This is a genomic window from Clostridium minihomine (assembly GCF_900240385.1).
Lineage (GTDB): Bacteria > Bacillota > Clostridia > Oscillospirales > Acutalibacteraceae > Faecalispora > Faecalispora minihomine.
In genome coordinates this window covers 648,788-668,924 of the sequence record NZ_OEQH01000001.1, presented here as the reverse complement: position 1 = coordinate 668,924, position 20,137 = coordinate 648,788, and the positions used below count along the sequence as shown (strand labels likewise).

General features: G+C 49.7%; 15 protein-coding genes. 1 reads left to right on the top strand and 14 read right to left on the bottom strand.

Translation table 11 applies throughout. The features are described from left to right. Window positions 1-28: 28 nt before the first annotated feature. From trmFO to C1A02_RS03120, 10 genes are all read right to left on the bottom strand, one after another. A complete protein-coding gene (trmFO, locus tag C1A02_RS03165; RefSeq protein WP_101696738.1) occupies window positions 29-1,330 on the bottom strand; it encodes a methylenetetrahydrofolate--tRNA-(uracil(54)-C(5))-methyltransferase (FADH(2)-oxidizing) TrmFO in 1,302 nt (433 codons plus the stop codon). Further along, window positions 1,327-3,408 (bottom strand): type I DNA topoisomerase, encoded by a 2,082-nt coding sequence (topA, locus tag C1A02_RS03160; protein WP_101696737.1) that lies wholly within the window; start codon window positions 3,406-3,408, stop codon window positions 1,327-1,329. Before topA ends, trmFO begins: the two co-directional genes overlap by 4 nt. Before the next feature lie 167 nt (window positions 3,409-3,575). Beyond that, the gene (gene dprA / locus C1A02_RS03155; protein ID WP_101696736.1) at window positions 3,576-4,763 is read right to left on the bottom strand and encodes a DNA-processing protein DprA; all 1,188 of its coding nucleotides are present in this window, start codon (window positions 4,761-4,763) and stop codon (window positions 3,576-3,578) included. Then, on the bottom strand, window positions 4,760-5,572 hold the full coding sequence (locus C1A02_RS03150) for a TrmH family RNA methyltransferase (protein WP_164997141.1): 813 nt from the start codon (window positions 5,570-5,572) through the stop codon (window positions 4,760-4,762). The genes dprA and C1A02_RS03150 overlap by 4 nt, the downstream gene beginning before the upstream one ends. A 64-nt stretch (window positions 5,573-5,636) precedes the next feature. Then, the gene (gene rplT / locus C1A02_RS03145; protein ID WP_101696734.1) at window positions 5,637-5,990 is read right to left on the bottom strand and encodes a 50S ribosomal protein L20; all 354 of its coding nucleotides are present in this window, start codon (window positions 5,988-5,990) and stop codon (window positions 5,637-5,639) included. Between the two features lie 63 nt (window positions 5,991-6,053). Next, a complete protein-coding gene (rpmI, locus tag C1A02_RS03140; RefSeq protein ID WP_101696733.1) occupies window positions 6,054-6,251 on the bottom strand; it encodes a 50S ribosomal protein L35 in 198 nt (65 codons plus the stop codon). Between the two features lie 24 nt (window positions 6,252-6,275). Continuing rightward, window positions 6,276-6,815 carry a translation initiation factor IF-3 gene (gene infC / locus C1A02_RS03135; protein WP_101696732.1) on the bottom strand — a complete coding sequence of 180 codons (540 nt, stop codon included), beginning with the start codon at window positions 6,813-6,815 and terminating at the stop codon, window positions 6,276-6,278. A gap of 217 nt (window positions 6,816-7,032) precedes the next feature. Further along, entirely contained in the window at window positions 7,033-10,578 is a 3,546-nt protein-coding gene (gene addA, locus C1A02_RS03130; protein WP_101696731.1) for a helicase-exonuclease AddAB subunit AddA, read from the bottom strand. A 3-nt stretch (window positions 10,579-10,581) separates the two neighbouring features. Further along, on the bottom strand, window positions 10,582-13,917 hold the full coding sequence (locus tag C1A02_RS03125) for a PD-(D/E)XK nuclease family protein (RefSeq protein WP_101696730.1): 3,336 nt from the start codon (window positions 13,915-13,917) through the stop codon (window positions 10,582-10,584). 298 nt (window positions 13,918-14,215) lie between these two features. Then, window positions 14,216-15,070, bottom strand: a complete 855-nt coding sequence (locus tag C1A02_RS03120) for a MerR family transcriptional regulator (protein ID WP_101696729.1) — start codon at window positions 15,068-15,070, stop codon at window positions 14,216-14,218. Window positions 15,071-15,174: 104 nt separating this feature from the next. Here C1A02_RS03120 and C1A02_RS03115 point away from each other — a divergent pair, with 104 nt between their 5' ends. Next, complete coding sequence (locus C1A02_RS03115) at window positions 15,175-16,419, top strand: Bcr/CflA family efflux MFS transporter (RefSeq protein WP_101696728.1); 1,245 nt, start codon at window positions 15,175-15,177, stop codon at window positions 16,417-16,419. A 220-nt stretch (window positions 16,420-16,639) separates the two neighbouring features. Here the strand turns inward: C1A02_RS03115 and spoIIR are convergent, their stop codons facing one another. From spoIIR to C1A02_RS03095, 4 genes are all read right to left on the bottom strand, one after another. After that, on the bottom strand, window positions 16,640-17,440 hold the full coding sequence (gene spoIIR, locus C1A02_RS03110) for a stage II sporulation protein R (RefSeq protein ID WP_101696727.1): 801 nt from the start codon (window positions 17,438-17,440) through the stop codon (window positions 16,640-16,642). A 54-nt stretch (window positions 17,441-17,494) separates the two neighbouring features. Continuing rightward, window positions 17,495-18,364 (bottom strand): 4-(cytidine 5'-diphospho)-2-C-methyl-D-erythritol kinase, encoded by an 870-nt coding sequence (gene ispE / locus C1A02_RS03105; protein ID WP_101696726.1) that lies wholly within the window; start codon window positions 18,362-18,364, stop codon window positions 17,495-17,497. A gap of 90 nt (window positions 18,365-18,454) precedes the next feature. Further along, the gene (locus tag C1A02_RS03100) at window positions 18,455-19,627 is read right to left on the bottom strand and encodes an aminotransferase class I/II-fold pyridoxal phosphate-dependent enzyme (protein ID WP_101696725.1); all 1,173 of its coding nucleotides are present in this window, start codon (window positions 19,625-19,627) and stop codon (window positions 18,455-18,457) included. After that, window positions 19,624-20,106, bottom strand: coding sequence for an Lrp/AsnC family transcriptional regulator (locus tag C1A02_RS03095; RefSeq protein WP_101696724.1), 483 nt, complete (start codon window positions 20,104-20,106; stop codon window positions 19,624-19,626). Before C1A02_RS03095 ends, C1A02_RS03100 begins: the two co-directional genes overlap by 4 nt. Window positions 20,107-20,137 lie beyond the last annotated feature (31 nt).

The following is a 20,137-nucleotide window of genomic DNA, read 5'->3' as shown; positions in this document are numbered from 1 at the left end:
ACAACCTCCAATCACAGCAACCATTTTTTCATTTCAGGTACGGTTCCAGAAGATCCAGCGAACGCTGGGCCAAAGCCTCGTATCTTGCTTTTTTATCTCGAATTGCCTCCGGCAAAGACGGAAGAATCCCAAAATTCGCCCCCATGGGCTGAAAATGATCGGGATCACATTCCACCAGATAGTGGCTCAAAGCGCCCATCATGGTTTCTCGGGGCAAAACAACGGTTTCTTCACCCATCAGCCGGGCTGCGGCATTGCGCCCTGCTATAAGGCCCGACGCAGCGGATTCCATGTATCCCTCCACACCGGTCAGCTGACCGGCAAAAAACAGGGTGGAATCGCTTTTCAGGCTGAAATCTGCCCGAAGCACTTTTGGCGAATTGACAAAAGTATTGCGATGCATCACACCATACCGCACAAATTCGGCGTTGCGCAAAGCAGGAATCATCCCAAACACCCGTTTTTGTTCCGGGAATTTCAGGTTTGTCTGAAAGCCTACCAGATTATACAAAGTAGCGGCAGCATTTTCACGCCGCAGCTGAACCACAGCCCAAGGTCTGTGCCCTGTTTTGGGATCCCGAAGGCCCACCGGTTTTAAAGGCCCGAACCGCAAGGTGTCCCGTCCCCGACCCGCCATCACTTCTACCGGCATACAGCCTTCATAGATTTTAGGGTCGGCGGCTTCAAAGCCATGCACGGGCGCCCGTTCTGCCGAAACCAGCGCGTCATAAAAAGCATCATATTCCTCTTTGTTCATGGGGCAGTTAAGGTACGCGTCGTCGCCGCCTTTGTCATACCGGGATGCTGCAAAGCAAGAATCCATATCCAGACTTTCCACCGTGACAATCGGCGCAGCCGCATCATAAAAGCTCAGGCTTCCCGCACAAAAGATGGCAATATCGTCCGCCAGCTCCTGCGCTGTCAGCGGCCCGGTGGCAACCACACGAATTCCGTCATCCGGAATCGATTTCACCACACCGGTGTGAACCTGAATGAGGGGATGCTCCTCAATCGCCTGTGTGACCAAAGAAGAAAAAATATCCCGATCGACCGCCAAAGCGCCGCCAGCCGGCACCCTTGCTTTATCGGCACACTGCATCAACAGCGAGCCGAACCGCCGCATTTCTTCTTTCAAAAGCCCGGCTGCACTGGCAATACGTTCTGCCTTCAGAGAATTGGAACAAACCAATTCGGCAAATGCAGGGCTTTGATGGGCAGGAGAATACTGAATCGGCTTCATTTCGTATAAATCCACGGAAATCCCTTTGGAGGCAATCTGCCAGGCCGCCTCACAGCCGGCTAAGCCGGCTCCGATTACCGATATCTTCATTCTTCCTCCACTTTCTCATATCCACAGTCCGGTGTGACACAGTACATTTTGGGGTGTTTGCCCTTCTTTTTCAAAAGAGTCTTGCCGCAACGAGGGCATTTTTCCATAGTGGGTTCGTCCCAGGAAACAAAATCACAGTTGGGGTATTCGTTGCATCCGTAAAACACGCGTCCCTTTTTGGTTTTCTTCACAACCACCTTGCCGCCGCATTTGGGGCAATCTGCACCGTTTTCAATGACCAGTTTTTTCACGTTTTTACATTCCGGGTAACCGGGGCAGGCCAAAAATTTGCCATAGCGCCCAACCTTTACCACCATGTTGCGTCCGCATTTATCACAGATAACGTCGGTTTCATCCTCTTTTAGCTGGATTTTAACGCCTTCCATTTCTTCTTTCGCTTTTTTCAGGGTCTTTTCAAAATCCCCATAAAAGTTGTGAAGCGTTTCGATCCAATCGGTTTCACCGCTCTGCACACTGTCCAGATCTTTTTCAACCTGAGCAGTAAATTTCACATTCACAATTTTCGGGAAACGTTCCCGCATCAGATTTGTAATAACCTCACCAAGCTCGGTGGGCTTGAGCGCTTTTCCGTCCCGAACCACATACTCACGCCCGGTAATGGTGGAAATGGTTGCCGCATAAGTGGACGGGCGCCCAATTCCGTTTTCTTCCAAAGCTTTAATGAGCGACGCTTCAGTAAAGCGTGGCGGCGGCTGGGTAAAATGCTGATTCCCGGCCAGTTCCTTCTTTTTCAGCGGCATGTCCGCTGTCAAAACCGGAAGCGCACCGCCCTGCTCGGTTTCTTCGTCCTTACCTTCCTCATACAACACAGTAAAGCCGTCAAAGGTAACGGTATAACCCGAAGCTTTAAAGATATAATCCGCGGCGGATATCTCTGCCTGAGTGGTACTTTGCAGGCAGTTTGACATTTGACAGGCAATAAAGCGTTCCCAAATAAGCTTATACAGCTTATATTGATCGTTGCTCAGGCTGCTTTTCACTTGATCCGGTGTTAAGCTGGGGGTAGAAGGCCGAATTGCCTCATGGCCATCCTGCGCATTTGCTTTTGTTTTAAACTGACGCGGGGAATCGGGCAGATATTTTTTGCCCCAGCGCTCTTCAATATATTCTGCTGCCTCTTTAATCGCATCTTCTGAGATACGCAAAGAGTCCGTTCTCATATAGGTAATCAAACCGATGGCGCCCATGCCTTCGATTTCCACACCTTCATACAGTTCTTGGGCCGCCTTCATCGTGCGGCGAGCCTGAAAGCCCAGTTTTCGGGAAGCTTCCTGCTGTAAGGTAGAAGTAATAAAGGGCGGAGCAGGGGATTTTTTTCGAGATCCCTTTTTCACTTTTGCAACGCGGAACTCTGCGTTTTCCAGATTTTTTAAGATCTCGTCGGCCTGCTCTTGGTTGGTTATCTTCATTTTGCCATTGGCATCGCCATAAAAAGCGGCGGCAAAGGCTTTGCGGCTTCCCTGAGGAATCAGCTTGGCGTCAATGCTCCAATATTCTTCCGGCACAAAAGCACGGATTTCCTCTTCCCTGTCCACCACCAGACGAACCGACACAGACTGAACTCGTCCGGCAGAAAGGCCCCGGCGGATTTTCTGGGACAGAAAGGGGCTGAGTTTATAGCCCACTAGGCGATCCAGAACTCTGCGCGCCTGCTGAGCATTCACCAAATCCAAATCAATGGATCGGGGATGATCCATACCGGCAGAAATACCGGTTGGGGTAATTTCATTAAAGGTGACACGGTTTTCCTGGGCAGTATCGAGATCCAGAATATAAGCCAAGTGCCAGGAAATTGCTTCGCCCTCCCGATCCGGGTCAGTTGCAAGAAAAACGGAATCGCTTTTTTCAGCGGCATCCTTCAGTTCCTGTACCAGTTTTTCTTTTCCCTTAATAATCTCATACTTCGGTTTAAAATCATGCTTTATATCCACGCTCAAACGGGTTTCCGGCAAATCGCGTACATGACCCATGGAAGCGACTACCTCATAACCGGAGCCTAAATACTTTTTGATTGTTTTTGCCTTGGCAGGTGACTCAACAATCACCAATTTCGACATATAAAAACCACCTCTTTCTTATAAGATTGTATCCACTCTTGTGGATTTACGCAAGAGGGCAACCAAAAATAAATGGAAAAACTTGCCACTCTAATCATTAAGCGCTGTGAAAACCGTCTGTTTTTTCGGCCGGTTTTCACAAAGCTTACCACAAATCAGCCGCTTTGTCATTGTGCCAGATATCTTCCGCCGCCCAAAGCCCGGGCACGCCCCAATAGTTCCAATTCCGTCAAAGCCGCCAGAAGCCGTTGGGGCGAAAGGTCGGTCTTTTCCCCCAGCACTGACAAATGCAGTGCTTCTCCGGTCAAAAAAGAATCCACCAGCGCCGCGTCGTCAGACGCTTCCCCGTGCACCAACTTCGGCTTGTCCGAATTCATTGGCGAAAGCGGAATGGATTTTTTCTTTTGAGGGGAGCGTTCCGGAACAACAGAAAAAAGAGCACCGGAATCCGCCCGCCCAGAAAGCTGGCGCATTTGCGGAAAACGGTGCAGATACGGTTCCAGAATCTCCGCTGCGCTGCTGACCGGCACGGCGCCGTTTTTAATCAGATTGTTCACTCCCCCGGATACCGGGTTATCAATTCCGCAAGGCACGGCAAACACATCCCGCCCTTGCTCCAAAGCCAAATCCGCCGTAATGAGAGAACCGCTTTTGGCGGCCGCCTCCACTACCACAATCCCCGACGAAAGGCCAGAAATAATGCGGTTACGAATGGGAAATGCCACTTTAGAACCGGGTGTTTTCAGCGGGTATTCCGAAACCAATGCACCGCTTTCGGCAATACACTGCCGCAGCTGCGCGTTTTCCATCAAATAAGGATATTCCAGACCGCAGCCCAACACACAAACCGTCTTTCCCTGTGCCTGCAAAGCACCTTTATGGGCAGCCGTGTCAATTCCCCGGGCACCGCCGCTAATGACTATCGCACCTGCCTGAGCCAACTGATAAGAAAGGGAAAAGGCAATCTTTCGGCCGGAAAGAGTGGCATCCCGGGTTCCCACCATGGCGATGGCAGGCTGCTCGTCCACCAAAGGCAGCTCCCCTTTGACATAAAGGGCACAGGGAGGGTTATGAATCTCCCACAAACAGCGGGGATATCCCTCACTATCCGGGGTCAGCACCCGATGCCCCAGCTGCTGGGACTGTTCTATAATCCCCTGAGCATCCTCGGGGGTGAACTGTTCCAGTGCCCCCAGTTCCCGGTTTGTGAAAATCCCCAAAATCCGCCAAAACTGCGGGCCAGACTTCCAAAACTCTTCCAGACCGGAACAACCGGAAAGGATTCTGCGCACTTTGCTGCTGCCACTGCCCAATCCATGCTGAAGCCAAACCCAAAAAGCTTCTCCGCTGATCATGATTCACTCCCCCGCGTTCTCATAATCTCCCACATCAAAATAGCAGCACTGGATGCCGCATTGAGGGACTCCGCCCTACCCTGCATGGGAATGGTCACCCGAACATCACAGGCGGCAATGGATTCTTCCGAAAGCCCCGCACCTTCGTTGCCCACGGCCAAAAGCACCGCTGGCGGAAATTTCACTTCGGTGATTTTCTGTGCCTCTTCTGCCGGGACTGCCGCAGCGGTAAAAAAACCGCGCCGGCGCAGGCCAACCACACACTGAGCCAAATTTTCCTCAAAAAACAAAGGCAGACGAAACATCGCGCCCATACTGGCCCGCAGTGCCTTGGGTCCAAAGGGATCACAGCAGGAACCGGCCAAAACCACACCGGAAATCCCCAGTGCTTCTGCGGTGCGCAAAACCGCCCCTAAATTCGACGGATCCTGAATTTCCTCCAGAGCGATAAAGCAGCCCTGCGCCTCCATTTTTTGAGAGGCATTTTCTTTTTGAGGAAGCACCGCCACGCAAAAAACACCTTGCGATTGCCGGGTATCGCTCAAAAGTTCTGCCACAGATTCCGAAATCAGATAAGACACCGATGCCCGGGTAAAAATTCGTTCCAAATAGGATTCGTATTTTTCCCGGGCTTTTTCGGTATAGAACAGGCTTTCTATTTCCAGCCCGCTGTCTGCGGCATCAGCACACAGCCGGGCCCCTTCTGCCAAAAATGCATTGTGTTCCCTGCGAAACGGCGCCGAATCGCGAAGTTTTGCAGCTTTCTTTATTATCTCATTTTTTCGGCTGGTAATCACTGGGCTGGGCATGATTTTTATTCTCCATACAAATTAAAATATGCGCTCGGGGGTACCCGAGCGCAATAACAGCTTATTATAAGGCCGCTTTCGCCTTCTCTACCAAAGCCTTGAATGCCGCCTCATCAGAAACAGCAATCTCAGACAACATTTTGCGGTTGAGGGTGATGTTTGCTTTTTTCAAACCGTTCATAAAGGTGGAGTAGTTAATGCCGTTCATCTGGCAAGCAGCAGAAATACGGGTAATCCACAAGCGGCGAAAATCTCTTTTTCTGTGCTTACGGCCGATATATGCATAATTGCCGGATTTCATAACAGCCTGTTTGGCCATTTTAAAGTGCTTACTCTTTGCACCCCAGTAACCCTTTGCAAGCTTTAATACTTTTTTTCTTCTTTTGCGTGTTGCCAACGCACCTTTCACACGAGCCATGAGTTGTTACCTCCAAATATATGGTCAAATTAGGATCATTTCAATTCCGTGAAAACTTATCCCTTAAAGATAAGGAATCATTTTTCTCACTTTTGCCGCATTGGTAACGTCGGTCACTGCGGTTTGGCGCAGAACTCTTTTGCGCTTAGTGGTCTTCTTGTTCAGAATGTGCCGTTTGTTGGCACGAGCACGAAGGATTTTTCCGGTTTTCGTAACTTTGAAGCGCTTTTTTGCGCCGGAATGCGTCTTAATTTTAGGCATAACAGTTGCCCCTCCTTAAAATAATTACTTCGTGGGTTTGGGAGCAAGGAACATCAGCATATTACGTCCCTCGAGTTTGGACGACTTTTCAACATTCGCTATTTCCGAACACGCCTCGGCAAATTTCCGCATGATTTGATGCCCCTGTTCCGGATGGCCCATCTCACGGCCACGGAAGCGGATTGATACCTTTACTTTGTCCCCCTCTTTCAAAAAGCGGGAAGCATGCCCTACCTTAGTATTAAAGTCATGGGTATCAATATTAAGGGACAGTCTAATCTCCTTAATATCCACAACATGCTGATTCTTTTTTGCTTCTTTATCACGCTTGGCCTGCTCAAAACGATACTTGCCGTAATCGATAATTTTGCAAACTGGCGGTTTGGCCTGCGGCGCAATCTTTACCAGATCCATATTGCTTTCCGCTGCCCGCGCCATTGCCTGCGCTATCGGCAGAACGCCCAACTGAGAGCCATCCTTATCAATGACGCGTACTTCTTTGTCACGAATTTCTTCGTTGATCTGCAGTTCCTTGTTGCTAATTGGTAAGCACCTCCAAAACACGTTTCAAACTAACAAAAAGCGCGGACAGAATTCTCCATCCGCGCATCAATACCGAATCATACACTATTCCCGAAAGAACAGTCAAACTGTATTGACCCATGTCGGACGAAACCTCATAGGTGAGAACAAAAATTTTGTCCTGCTTTGTTTACACGCAATATTATATCAGCCGCCATTCATTTTGTCAAGAAAATTTATTTTAGTATTTCATTCTTTTTTATCGGTCATTTGCTGTGTTTCCCCAAACCGGGTGCCCTAAGGCAAATGAATACAACAAACAGTCCTTCACGGGAACCTCCAGCACCTGCTCTACCGCCAGCCGATACAATTCCAGCTGCACCCGATAGCGTTCCCACAGTTGTTCTGCCGAAGCCGCCCGGTCGGTTTTATAATCAATAATTACTGCTCCGTCTTCTTCCACAAATACGCAGTCCACTGCCCCTTGCAAAATCACCGGTTGTTCCGCCGGCAAATCCGGGCGCAGCTGCGAAGCCGGAATTTCCACGGTAAAACGCAGTTCCCGATAACTTTTCTTTGCCGAAAGCATCCGCTTTGCCACCGGGCTTTCTAAAAACGCGGCAACCTTTTTCAAATCGACCACAGCGGCTTCCTCTGCGGTTAAAAAGCCTTCCTGCACCAACCGGCCCAGTTCCCCTTTGGAATCCTTTGCCGCCGCTGCGTAATTTGCAAACTGCATATATTGATGCAGTGCGGTTCCTTTTTCCGCCGCAGTCATCCCAGACTGACTTAAAAAGGCCGGGCGTGATAAAACAGCATAATCTTCCCCCGCACTTTCCGCTGCCAATTCAGAAGCAGACACTTTGGCCGGAATTCCCCGCAAAATAGCATTGGGATACACAAAATCAATTTCTGATTCCAGCCGTTTCAACAGTTCCGGATCCGGCTGAGCACCCTCATTCCGATTTTCTGTCTGACCCTCATCGGCCACAAGCACCGGCGCCGGCACAATCCGAATCTCCCAGGGATATTCCGATCCGCCCGCCACCAGTTCATTTCCGGAAAGTGCTTTGTCCCGCAGGGCTTCACCGCTGGGGTGACGCAAAGCACAGGACAAAAGCCAGTCCGAAATACCGGAAGCTGACCGAACTACATAAGGAGAAATACGTCCCTGCGCCGTCAGCCGGGGGGCAAGTGACATCAAAGTTTTTTCTAAATTCCGCACAGTGGCAAGCAGAATCAGCTTTTCTTTGGCCCGGGTCATCGCCACATACAACACCCGCAGTTCTTCAGACATAGACTGGCGTTCCTGTTCCAGCGCAATGGCTTCCCTTGGCAGCGTCGTCACCCGGGATAAAAGTTCCTTGCGCTTGACTCCCAGTCCCAACTCCGGATGCAGTAAGGCGTCACCATGCTCTTTATTAAAGCGCCGGCCGCACCCTGCCAAAATGCAGACAGGGAATTCTAATCCCTTGGATTTGTGGATGCTCATAACCCGCACCACATTGGAAGCTTCTGAAATCGTGGATGCCCCGGGCAAATCGGCATTTTGCTCCTGCAAACGATCAATAAACCGGATGAAGCCGGAAAGACCGTTATAGCCGGACGCTTCATATTTTTTCGCGTATTCCATCAGCAGCTGCAAATTGGCCAGCCGCTGTTCCCCGTTACTCATGGCTTGCACCAAAGTAAGATACCCTGTTTTTTGGTAGATGGTATTCAACAGGCGATCCGACGGTAACGTTGACGAAAGAGAGCGCAAATTGCCCAGTTCTTCTAAAACCACCTGTGCTCTTGGGTTCCCGGAGGATGCACTTTCGGTCAGCGCCAAATACAACGGCTTTTTGGGCGAAGCAAGCCGCATCTGCGATAACTCATCGGGCGTAAACCCATAAATCGGGCTTGCCAGCACCGAAAGAAGCGGGATATCCTGCACCGGATTATCAATAATCCGCAACAATGAAAGCACCACTGAAATTTCGGGTGCCTCAAAAAATCCGCTGGAAGAATCTGCCCAAGCGGGCACCCCGCACAATTGCAGTTCCCGGGCATAGCGGGAGGCGTATTTGTTGGCGCTGCGCAGCAAAATGCAAAAATCCCGGAACACCGCCGGGCGCTGTGTTCCATTTTCGGTCACTTGAAACCCTTCTGCTATCATCTTCAAAATAGATTCTGCAATATGCCGGCTTTCCAGCAGTTCCATGGCTTCATCGGGAACATCTCCCAAAGACAAATCCAGAACATCCAGCCGCGTTTCACAGCCCGGTTGAGAAGGATAAGAAGCCCCGGCCGCAAGCAGTTCGGTTCCGCTGTATTCCACATCCCCCGCCTGCGAAGACATCAGCTGACCAAACACAAAGTTCACCGCATCGGTAACGGTGGGGCGGGAACGAAAGTTTTTATCCAGCACAAGATAGGCGGGGTACTGTTCCCGTGACCGATCATAGCGCGAAAAACTGGCCCGGCGCTCCAGAAAAATAGTGGGCATAGCCTGGCGAAAGCTGTAAATGCTCTGCTTTACATCCCCCACCATAAACAGGTTTTCCTCGTTTCGGGAAATGGCACGGAACAGCAAATCCTGTGCTTCATTGGTGTCTTGATATTCATCTATCATAATTTCATCAAAGCGGCCAGACAATTCCAGCGCCTCTTCGGTGCGCTCAAACCCTTCTTCCGTTTCCCGAACCAAAAGGCGAAGCGCCCAATGTTCCAAATCGCCGAAATCCGCCATGCGCCGCTCCGCTTTCATTTTGTCCAGTGTGTGCGAAAACTCTGACGTTACCGAAAACAGCTGTTCCACCACCGGGGAAAGAACCCGAAGATCCCCGGCACATTCCTCTAAAGTCGAATCAAACAAAGCCGCCAGCTTTTTTACAGTAGCCTTTACCTCTTCCCGCCCGGCGGAAAGACGATTCTTTAAAGGATCTTCTTTGTAGCCGCGCACTGCCTTTAGCCGAAGAAAGGAAAATTCACCGGAAAGAAACCCAATTTCATCCCAATTTTCTTGCGCGATTGCCTGTTGTAAAGCTTGCAGTCCTGCCAAGTCAGACTGAAAGCTCTCGGCATAAGCAGCACTGAGTTTTTCATCCTCCTGCATTGCCGCCAAAGAATCCCGCGTCAAAGAAATGCAATAATCGCAGGCTTCTTCCGCAAAAGCCAAAAGACACTTGCCCCAAGGGGTATCCTGCACCGGAATGTTTTCGGAATACAGTCTGGCCTTATCCCTGAGCCACCGCTCTGGGAACGGATGCGAACGGATAAAATCATACAGTTGGTTTATCGCCTTGATTAAACGGCTGTCATCGCGATCGGAACTGAACGCTTCCACCAAATCGTAAAAGTCCGCTTCCCCGGCAGTATAGCGGTCTTCCAGCACCTGAGTGACCGCTTCGCCCCGCATAATCGCCATTTCACTGTCGTCTGCAATTCTAAAATCATGAGAAATTTGCAGCTTATAAAAATTTTCCCGCACCAGCTCACTGCAAAAGCTATGTACCGTACTGATATGGGCGCTTTCCAGCAAAATCTGCTGCCGCTGCAAAGCCGTGTTAGAAGGCTCCTGCGCCAGCAGCTTAGAAAGCCGCTGCCCGATTCGTTCTTTCATTTCTGCTGCCGCCGCTTTGGTGAAGGTAACCACCAGCAATCGATCAGCATCACAGGGATTTTCCGAATCGGTAATGCGCTCAATCACTCGCTGTACCAGCACAGCCGTTTTCCCCGAGCCCGCCGCTGCCGAAACCAAAAGCGTCCCGCCACGGGCACGAATCGCATCTTCCTGCGCCGGTGTCCAGCTTCTGTCAGACATTGGTCACTCCCCCTTCCCCTGTTCTTTCTCAATCCGTTTCAGCACTTCTGCCTTATCACAACGAAAGCTTTCCCGTCCACCGTCGTCCTCCTCATGGCCACACACAGCAGAATAGGGGCAGTATTGGCAGGCGTTATAATCCCCCGTCAGCGGCTGCGCACTCACATCACCCGAATAGAGCGTCTGCACCATTTTTCCGGTCAAATTCCGAATGTACCCAATCACTTCATTCATTTGGGATTCACTGAGCACAAATTCGGGTTTTGATGGTTCGCCGTCTTTCAGCGCCACCGGAATATACTTTCCCTGTGCTTCCCCGTCCATTCCCTGAATCACACGGGAATCTTCCAAAATCAACCCACTCATACGAAGACGCTTTTCTGCTTCTTTTTCCAAAACCTGCTGGGAAGTTGCTCTGGCCGCAGGAATAATGGGACGAACAGCAGGCATGTACAAAATCCCCGCAGGATGAAAGCGGCCGTTTTGAATCAGCGCCGCCAAATAAATCAGCATTTGCAGATTGATTCCATAAAGCACATCAGAGAGTTTGAAATCCTTTTTCCCGGTTTTATAGTCAACGATTCTCACATAAGAAACTCCATCCAGTTCCATTATATCCACTCGGTCAATTTTACCTTCCACCGTTACGGTTTGGCCGTCCGGAAGAGATATTTTCAGCGGAGGGAATTCTCCGCCTTCTTTTAGTTCCAGTTCAAAGGCCGTCGGCTGAAATTTGCTTTGAGCCAATTCTTTGGCAATGTGAGAAATAATAACTTGAGCAGAATCTGCAATTCGACTTACTAAAAAACGGAATCGGGGACTTTTGTCTTCTGCCCCGCCCAAATGCTCTTCCATATAGCGGTTGATGCAGGCCGAAATTAAATCTTTCATGGCACTTGCATCCAACTCCGCCAATTGGTGTGCCCCTTGCTCTTTTAAAAGTCGTTCCAGCAAATAATGCATCAGGCTGCCGTATTCCAGTGCATTCAGTTCTGCCGGGCGCCGTTCTTTTGCCCCCAGCCCATACCGGCAAAAATATTGGAACCGGCACAAATGATAGGTTTCAATTTGGGTGGCAGAAATGTGGCGCATCTGTTCAAACAACATCTGGGCTTGCTGTGGCCGTTCAAAGGCAGCCGGAGCCCTTTCGTGAACCCGGCGCAGCGCGGCAAGCCGCTCGGGATACCCGTCCCGCCGGGAAAACACTTCTTTTAAGGAGGCAGAAAACACCGAAGACTGGCCAAAAACCCGGGCTGTCATTTCAAACGCCGACTGCTCACAATTGGCGAAGGTTTCCTCCGGCAGCAAAAACCGGCTTTGAATCGGCACACTGGGAAGCACCGCCCGAATTTCCGACACAATGGAAGAAGGCGCCTTTGCCGCACCATCCATATCCGCCGCCGGATAGGTAACATACAATTGCCGCGACGGGCTGGCTATCACCGTATAGGCCATAAACCGCTCTTCCATAGAAGCCTCTTCCATAGTTCCGTTCAGCTGCAGTCCCATTTGAATCAGCGTGCGCCGCTCTTCTTCGCTAAACACGCCGCCCGAAGATGGATTCCGGGGGAATTCCCCCTGCACCGCACCCAACAGAAACACCACTTTGGGCTCGGCCGGGCGAGAGCGATCCGCCGCACCCACCGTTACCTCGTCCAGCCCTTGCGGGATGCTTCCGATGGTGCCGGAAGCAATCACCAACCGAAGCAATTCTGCAAACCGCTGGGAAGACAAATATTTGCCTTTTAGAACCAAGGCCGTTTGATCCAAAATCTGCATCAGCAGATCCCACAGCCGATACTGCCGTTCTGCCAGTTCCGGTTCCCCCATGTGCTTCATGCGGCGGCACATCTGCTCCACCTGGGAAGGCACGCCCAAAGAAAGCAAAAGATCATAAATGGCCCGAGACACCCCTTCCCCGTTTGCCTGACGTATCGTGTCGGCAAAGACCCGCAGGGGAAGAATGATTTTGTTTCGAAGAGCGTTTATCTGTTCCAGCTGGGCAATATCCTGCTCCGTCATTTCCCCGGCGAATCCCCGGGGATGCCTCGCCCAAGGCTCTAGCCATACCTTGCCTGAAAGCTTCCACAAAAAAGCGTAGTTTTCCAGCAAAGAAATTTCCTCTGCGGTGAATCCGGCCAATCCGGTTTTCAGGCAGGCAAACACATCGTCGGAACGAAATCCTGAACGAGCCGCGTTAAAGGCACACAGAACCAGCCGCATCAGAGGTTCGGCGTCAATTGCTCTGGGATCATCCATAAAATACGGAATTTCCCACCGTTCCAGCGCCGCATCCAGATTGCTGCGGTAAGATTCCGGCGATCGGGTCAATATGGCAAAATCCCGGTAACGGTACCCTTCATACATCACCAGGCGGCGGATTGTCATGGCTACAAAAGCCGCTTCGTCATAGGTGCTGCGGGCCGCATACAACACCACATCCTCCGGCTTTCCCAAAAGCGGTGTATGCCGGCTGCGATATACCCCTTCTTCCAAAGCCCGAAGTCCCTGCCCCCCAAAACGCACCCCCGGTTCCCGGGTGACAGGCGCCGCCACCGAAACCGAATTTTGCCTTGCCAACCGCATCAGTTTGCGGGCGGTTTGATGTACGGGAGAAAACAGCCCCAATTCAGATTCCGCTTGGCCCAATCCATCGGCACAAAGGGCCACCGTTACCTGCTGCGCCTGACACAGCATGATTTCAAGCACAGCCAGTTCCTGGGCCGTAAAGCTTTTAAAGGAATCCACAAACACGGTGTATCCGTCAAAAAAACGATGCTGAGACAGCACCTGCTTTAAGCGGGTCAAATCATCCATCGGATCCAAGTAGCTTTGCGCTACCAACGCATCATAAGCGGCTAAAACCAAAGAAAGTTCTTTCATTTTTTCCCGCAAGGTTCCTTCTTCCATCTGGTCTGCCGTTTTGGATAGATCAGATGGCTCCAACGCACACATTTTCAGTTCAGAAGAAGCTTCCAGCATCATGCTGACCAGTTCCGGCGTTTGCGTGTGTTTTTGATAGAGCGGCAGCTTATCCCCCACCTGCTCTAAGGCAAGACTCATCAGGATGCTGCGGCCGCCGTCGTCCAAACGTTTCCCACAAAACCCGCCAAATCGGCGGAACACCGCATCCGATAGGCGGGTAAAGCTGACTACCTCCACCCCGGCGGCACGGCTGGCCCCCAAAAGGCGAAGCATCGCCCGCTCGCTTTCAAAAGAAAATTGCTCCGGTACCAAAAGCATCAACTTTTCCTGTCCCTGCTGTGCCAAACGACGCAGCTCTTGCCGGACAAAATCGGTTTTTCCGCTTCCGGCACGGCCGAATAGTAATTGCAGCATCCCTTTCCTCCTCCTTTGTTTCAATGTATCACACGGCCTGTAACGACCGATGTTCTTACTCAAAAAACATTGCCTCATTAAGATATCTTCGCAACCAAACATCTGTTTTTGCGCTTTATTCGCTACGTCAACAACCAAATTGATCCCGTAAATCTTTTACTCATGGAATAGATTATTATAACATAAATCGGAAGCCAGTAGAAAACTTTTGTTTTGTGTCACACTTTTTCACACCATTTTTCTAAATACCCTTTATCAGAAAAGAAATGCCCAATCCCTTCTTGTATCACCATTCGAATTACGGATGATGACTGTCACAATTACTCTCATCTTCAGCCTTTTGAACCTGAATGGCAATTTGCAAAAGATATTGAGTGGGATCAATCGTAGAAATTTCGTCCAGCAGGTATTCCTCATACGCATCTCCGCAGATTTTCAGGCCCGTTTTTTTAATATAGTCCAAAAGCCGCTCGTACAAATGACTGCTTTTGGAATACTCTGCGTGCTCTTGCCCGATTACATAGAGTCCTTTCGGCTTTTCCGCATTGTTCGGGTAGCTGCTTCCGCCGACAGGACGATAGTAGTAACGGGAAGGGTGGGTAAATGTTCCTTCTATTAAATCTGTATGACGAACTATAGTGCCCGTTGGCAAACCACGAATCAAGCCGTTTTCTTTGCAAAAACGATAGAATTCCTCCAGATAATACCAACCCTCCAGCACATGGCTGGTTTCTGGCAACTCCGGGCCCAGAAATATCGGCATCGCCTCAGATTCTTTCAGCAAAATCTCGCCATCTGCACAAATGCCTTTTTTCGTCAAATGGATTCGCGTGTCCAGCATGTCGCTGATTTGGGTCAGGGTCTTGATTTTACTCTGAACCATATCTTTTTGCACCCCCAGCATATCAATCAGTTTTTCCGGGGTTCTCCCATATAAATATTCCTTTATCTCTTTTAAGGGCATGCCTATCTCACGCATAATGGTAATGACATTGGCCGTATCGATTTGATGGTATGTGTAATAGCGGTATTTGTTGTTTGGGTCTACCCTTACAGGGCTTAAAAGCCCGATTTTGTCATAAAAAATCAGGTTCTTTCGTGTAATTCCTGTAATCTGCGCAAATTCACTGATTTTCATATCATTTTTTCGCATTCTTTTTTCCTCTTTTAATTCGTTTGAACAGTTGACTGTATAGCATGTATATAGTTTATAATGCTTACTTGACCCAGTCAACGTTCATTTAGGAGGAAACGAAAATGCAAACAACCGAAATTGAGATTCACAAACAAAATGCATTGATCAAACCGCAAAAATACTTAGGGCTAAAAGGGCTGGTATTGTTTATTGCTCTTATGACAGTCTTTTTGCAGCTGTCTATTGATTTATATCTGCCGGCTATGCCAACCATGGGGGCGTATTTTCATACAACAGCGGCAATGATCAATTTAACCTTAATCGTTTTTTATATTTTCTTTGCTGCAGGCATCATCGTATTTGGCCCGCTAAGCGATAAATATGGCCGAAAACCCATTTTGATTTTCGGCTTAATTTTGTATTTAATCGGCAGTATTGCCTGTGCTCTTTCCGCAACGGTGCATCAGCTGATTTTATTTCGTGCGTTTCAGGCTTTGGGGGTTGGGGCCGCCATGGCGATTTCAACCGCTCTGGTCAAAGATTGTTTTGAAGGAAAAATAAGAAACAAAATTCTTGCGGCAGTTCAGGCAATGAGTGTGCTCGCGCCCATGGTGGCACCCATTGCAGGTGCGGCTATATTAAAAGTAGCCGGGTGGCGCGAAGCCTTCTGGGTACTGGCGGCAATTGGCGCACTAACCTTAATCATCGCATTTTTATTTCAAGAAAGCCTTTCAAAGGAAGAACGCTATCACGGAAGCACCATTGGTTCCCTCAAGCGCTTGCTGATAGTGGGCAAGAACCTGGGATTCAGCAGTTTTCTCTTTGTATCTGCCGCTTTGGCGGCGCCCTATTTGGCTTATGTTGCAATGTCCGCCCATATTTATGAAACTCATTTTGCTCTGGATCCCCTGCACTTTAGCTACTTTTTTGCCGCAAATTCGGCCTTCGCCGTTCTTGGCCCAATTCTTTATCTGCGTTCCATCGAAAAGGTAACGCCGCGCGCCTTTGCCTGGTTCTGCTTCGCTTTGGCACTGATCAGCGGGTTTTGCGTGCTTTTGTTCGGGAATCGCTCCCCACTGATTTTTCTGATTTCTTTTTTGCCTTTTACATTAATAGAATGTGCCATCCGCCCATTCAGCACCAATATTCTGTTGGATCAGCAAAAGGAAGACACCGGTTCTGCCTCATCTTTGATTAACGCTGTTCAAACCATTTTAGGCTGCATTGGCATGGCATTGGGCTCTCTTGCCTGGAGCAATATGATTCACGGCTTGGGAATCATCATGATTTCTTCCGTAGTGATAGCCGGGCTTGTCTGGATTATCATGCTGCGCCGCAATATTGCTGTGAAGGGATTAATTGACTAAGTAAAAAACAAAGCAAACCTATCATTTCATCCATTGATACGCAGAAAACAGTGGAAAAGTTTTAATCTCAACGTTACATTTGTTTTACTGATTCGAGAATTATTTCCAACCCGGCCGATAAAACGGTTTACTTTTGAAAAACTCATGATATCATAAGGCAAAAAACAGGGAAGGGGCTGTTTCATTACAGCCTCTTCCCTGTTTTATTATTTATAAATGATTATTTATCTGTACGGGCACTTCGCTGAGCGTGCTCTTCCCGCAATGGTTTAGAAAGCCGAACGTTTTTGCTATCTGCCCGGTCTCTTTCCCTTGTTTTTTCTTTGCTATCGTCCGCTTTTTGATCTTTTGAAGCAGAGCCGGACACAGTGTCATCCTTATCTTGCGCTGTTTTCTCAGACACCCAACTGCGGAACTGCTCGTAAAGTTCCAAAGACTTAAATCGGATTTCATATTCACCGGTAACAATGTCCATTTGCTGGGGGTTGAGCACATCGTCCAGTTCTTCCTTTTCTTGTGCGGCAGGCAGGCACATGGGCGGGAACATCACACACCACCAGTTTTTCCCCTCCGCCTGACCAATGGTAACCCGCAAAGCATTGTAAGTGCCGGCAGGCAAAGTGACCTGCTCATAACGGCGTGTGGGAAAATAGATATTCTCAATACCTACTCCCACAGAATAATCATACCCGCGCTGTTTGATTTCATCGGCCGCGGCAGCCTCAAGCCGGGGCAAATTCTGCGCCACAACCTGTTCCGCTTCTTCCCGTGCGGTTACGCCGTCCAACATACCGGCCGATTCTGTCAGGATTCGGTTGCGCACATATAATTTTAATTCCTGATCCTCAGCGGTATCGGAATTGGCCAGCACATGCAGACGAAGCACATGGTTGGGGATATCTTCACACTGCTCTGCAAATGAAAAAAAAGATGTAAGGGAAAAAGCAACAGTAAGTACAAAAGCAATCAGCAGAGATTTTTCAATGGTTTTCAAACGAATCGGTTGTTCTGACGGTTTCAAGAAGTGTCATCTCCTTTGTTATGTTAACCAAAGGATTGACGGCTTTTTTCTTCTTTATTCAGCATCAGACGGTTCACAGACAAAAACTTGCGAATATTTTTTTCTCAGTTGTTCCCGGCACCGTTCGGCCTGCATACGAGAATCGAAAATTCCAAACACGGCAGAACCGCTGCCTGTCATGCAGGCACCCAATGCTCCCATAAAAAGAAAGCTTTGCTGTAATTCCAGAATCTCAGGAAGTTCCAGCGCATATTCAAAGGAATTCCCCAGACAGGATGCGATTTTCGCAAGGCTGCCCGTGTGCAGCGCCTGTATCATATTCGGCGTGTACCGGGGAAACGCATCCCCTTCCCGGTCTGCCCGGGCAAAAGCCTGGGCGGTGCTGACACTGACATCCGGCTTGCACACCACAAAAAAGCAAGGCGGCATGGGAGAAACAGGAGTGAATATCTCCCCCACCCCTTCGGCTCGCAACGTGCCGCCCCGAAGACAGAAAGGCACATCCGCTCCCACCTGAAGACCAAGCTCACACAACTCGTTTTCTTGAAACCCGGTCTGATACACCCGGTTCATCGCCCGCAGCACTGCCGCAGCGTCGGCGCTTCCGCCGCCCATTCCCGCCTGATCCGGAATCCTTTTTAAAATCCGCACCTGCATGCCCTGATTTCGGATTCCGGCCGCTTCAAAAAAGAGGCGCACGGCTTTTTGAACGGTATTTCCTTCCCCACAGGGAATTCCTTCCCGATCACAGAGCAATTCCACCGCCGGATGCTCTGTCGGCGTCAGCATCAGGGTATCGTAAACAGAAACCGTCTGCATCACCATATCCAGCAGATGATATCCATCCGGGCGGCGCCCCAGAATATCCAATGTCAAATTCAGCTTGGCGGCCGCATAAACCAACACCGGCTTTGAAAGCTGCATGATATCCCTCCCATTTTTCACGGCAAAAAGAAGGTTTTGCCCACCGCTTTTAAAAAACGGCGCGCAAAACCATTCGCAGAACATTGCTGGTTATTTTAGGGTTCCGAGGAACCGTTCAATCCGTTTCAATGCCTCGGTAATATTGGCGATAGAGTTGGAATAAGCCACCCGGGCAAACCCTTCGCCGCAGTCGCCAAAGGCGGTGCCCGGCACAATTGCCACCCGCTCCGCATAAATCAGACGTTCGCAGAATTCCTCTGAACTCAGGCCGGAACTCTTGATGCAGGGGAACACGTAAAAGGCCCCTTCCGGTTCAAAGCAAGAAAGCCCAAGAGAATTCAGCCCGTCCACAATCAGACGGCGGCGCATGTCGTATTCCGAGCGCATATTCACAATGTCTTCGTCCCCGTTTTTCAGCGCTTCAATCGCCGCATACTGAGCCATAGTGGGGGCACTCATAATGGCATACTGGTGAAGCTTTGTCATTTGCGCAATAATCTCTTTGGGGCCCATGGCGAAACCCAGCCGCCAGCCCGTCATCGCATAGGCTTTGGAAAAGCCGTTGATCACAATTGTTCTTTCCTGCATTCCATCCAGCGATGCGAAGCTGACGTGAGGGGTCTCCCCATAAGTCAGTTCGCTGTAAATTTCATCACTAATGACCATCAGGTTGTGCTCACGCACCACCTGAGCGATTTCTTCCAGATGCTCACGGCGCATTACGGCACCTGTGGGGTTATTGGGGAACGGCATAATCAAAAGTTTTGACTTGGGTGTAATTTTGGCGCGAAGCTCTTCCGCCGTTAAACGAAAATCATTTTCCGCCTTTGTCTCCAAAATGACCGGCGTACCGCCCGCCATTTGGGTCAACGGAACATAGCAGACAAAGCTGGGTTCCGGAATCAAAACTTCATCACCCGGGTTAATCAGAGCCCGAAGGCCGGAATCGATGGCCTCAGAGCCGCCAATGGTCACCACCACATCGGTCTGCGGATCGTATTCTAGCTGATATTTGCGGGAAACCCAACGGCAAATCTCTTGCCGCAGCTCGATAAACCCCCGGTTGGGGCTGTACCAGGTTTTCCCCTTTTCCAGTGTCTGAATCCCGGCCTGGCGCACATGCCAGGGCGTCGCAAAATCCGGCTCGCCGATGGAAAGAGAAATCACGTTGTCCATTTCATTGGCGATATCAAAAAACTTGCGGATTCCGGAGGGCTTCAATGACACCAGCTGCTGATTTAATACGCTTTGATAATCGATCACAGAACACACTCCATTCTCTGGTCGCTCTCTTTCCCGGAGCAAAGAACAACCCCGCCGTCTTTATATCGGGTTAAAATAAAATGAGTCGCCGTTGACATAACGGTGTCCAGCGTGGCCAGACGGTTCATCACAAACAAAGCGACCTCCTGCATGGTTTTTCCGTTGACGATAACAGCCAAATCATACCCGCCGGACATCAGGTAAACACTCTCCACTTCTTCCATTTGCATGACTCTGTCCGCAATCTCGTTAAATCCGCGTTCCGGCTTCGGAGCCACCTTCAACTCAATTAAGGCGGTCACTTTATTCTGATCGACTTTTTCCCAATCAATCAATGCACGGTAGCCTTTGATCACACCCTCTTGTTCGTAACGGGCGATCTGTTCTTTCACCTTGTCTTCTGCCTCATTCAGCATCACTGCAAGCTGTGCAGTGGTCAGTCTGGCATTTTCGCTTAAAAGAGTTAATAGTTTTTCCATGGTGGTTCCTCCTTTTTCACTGAACAGTCTA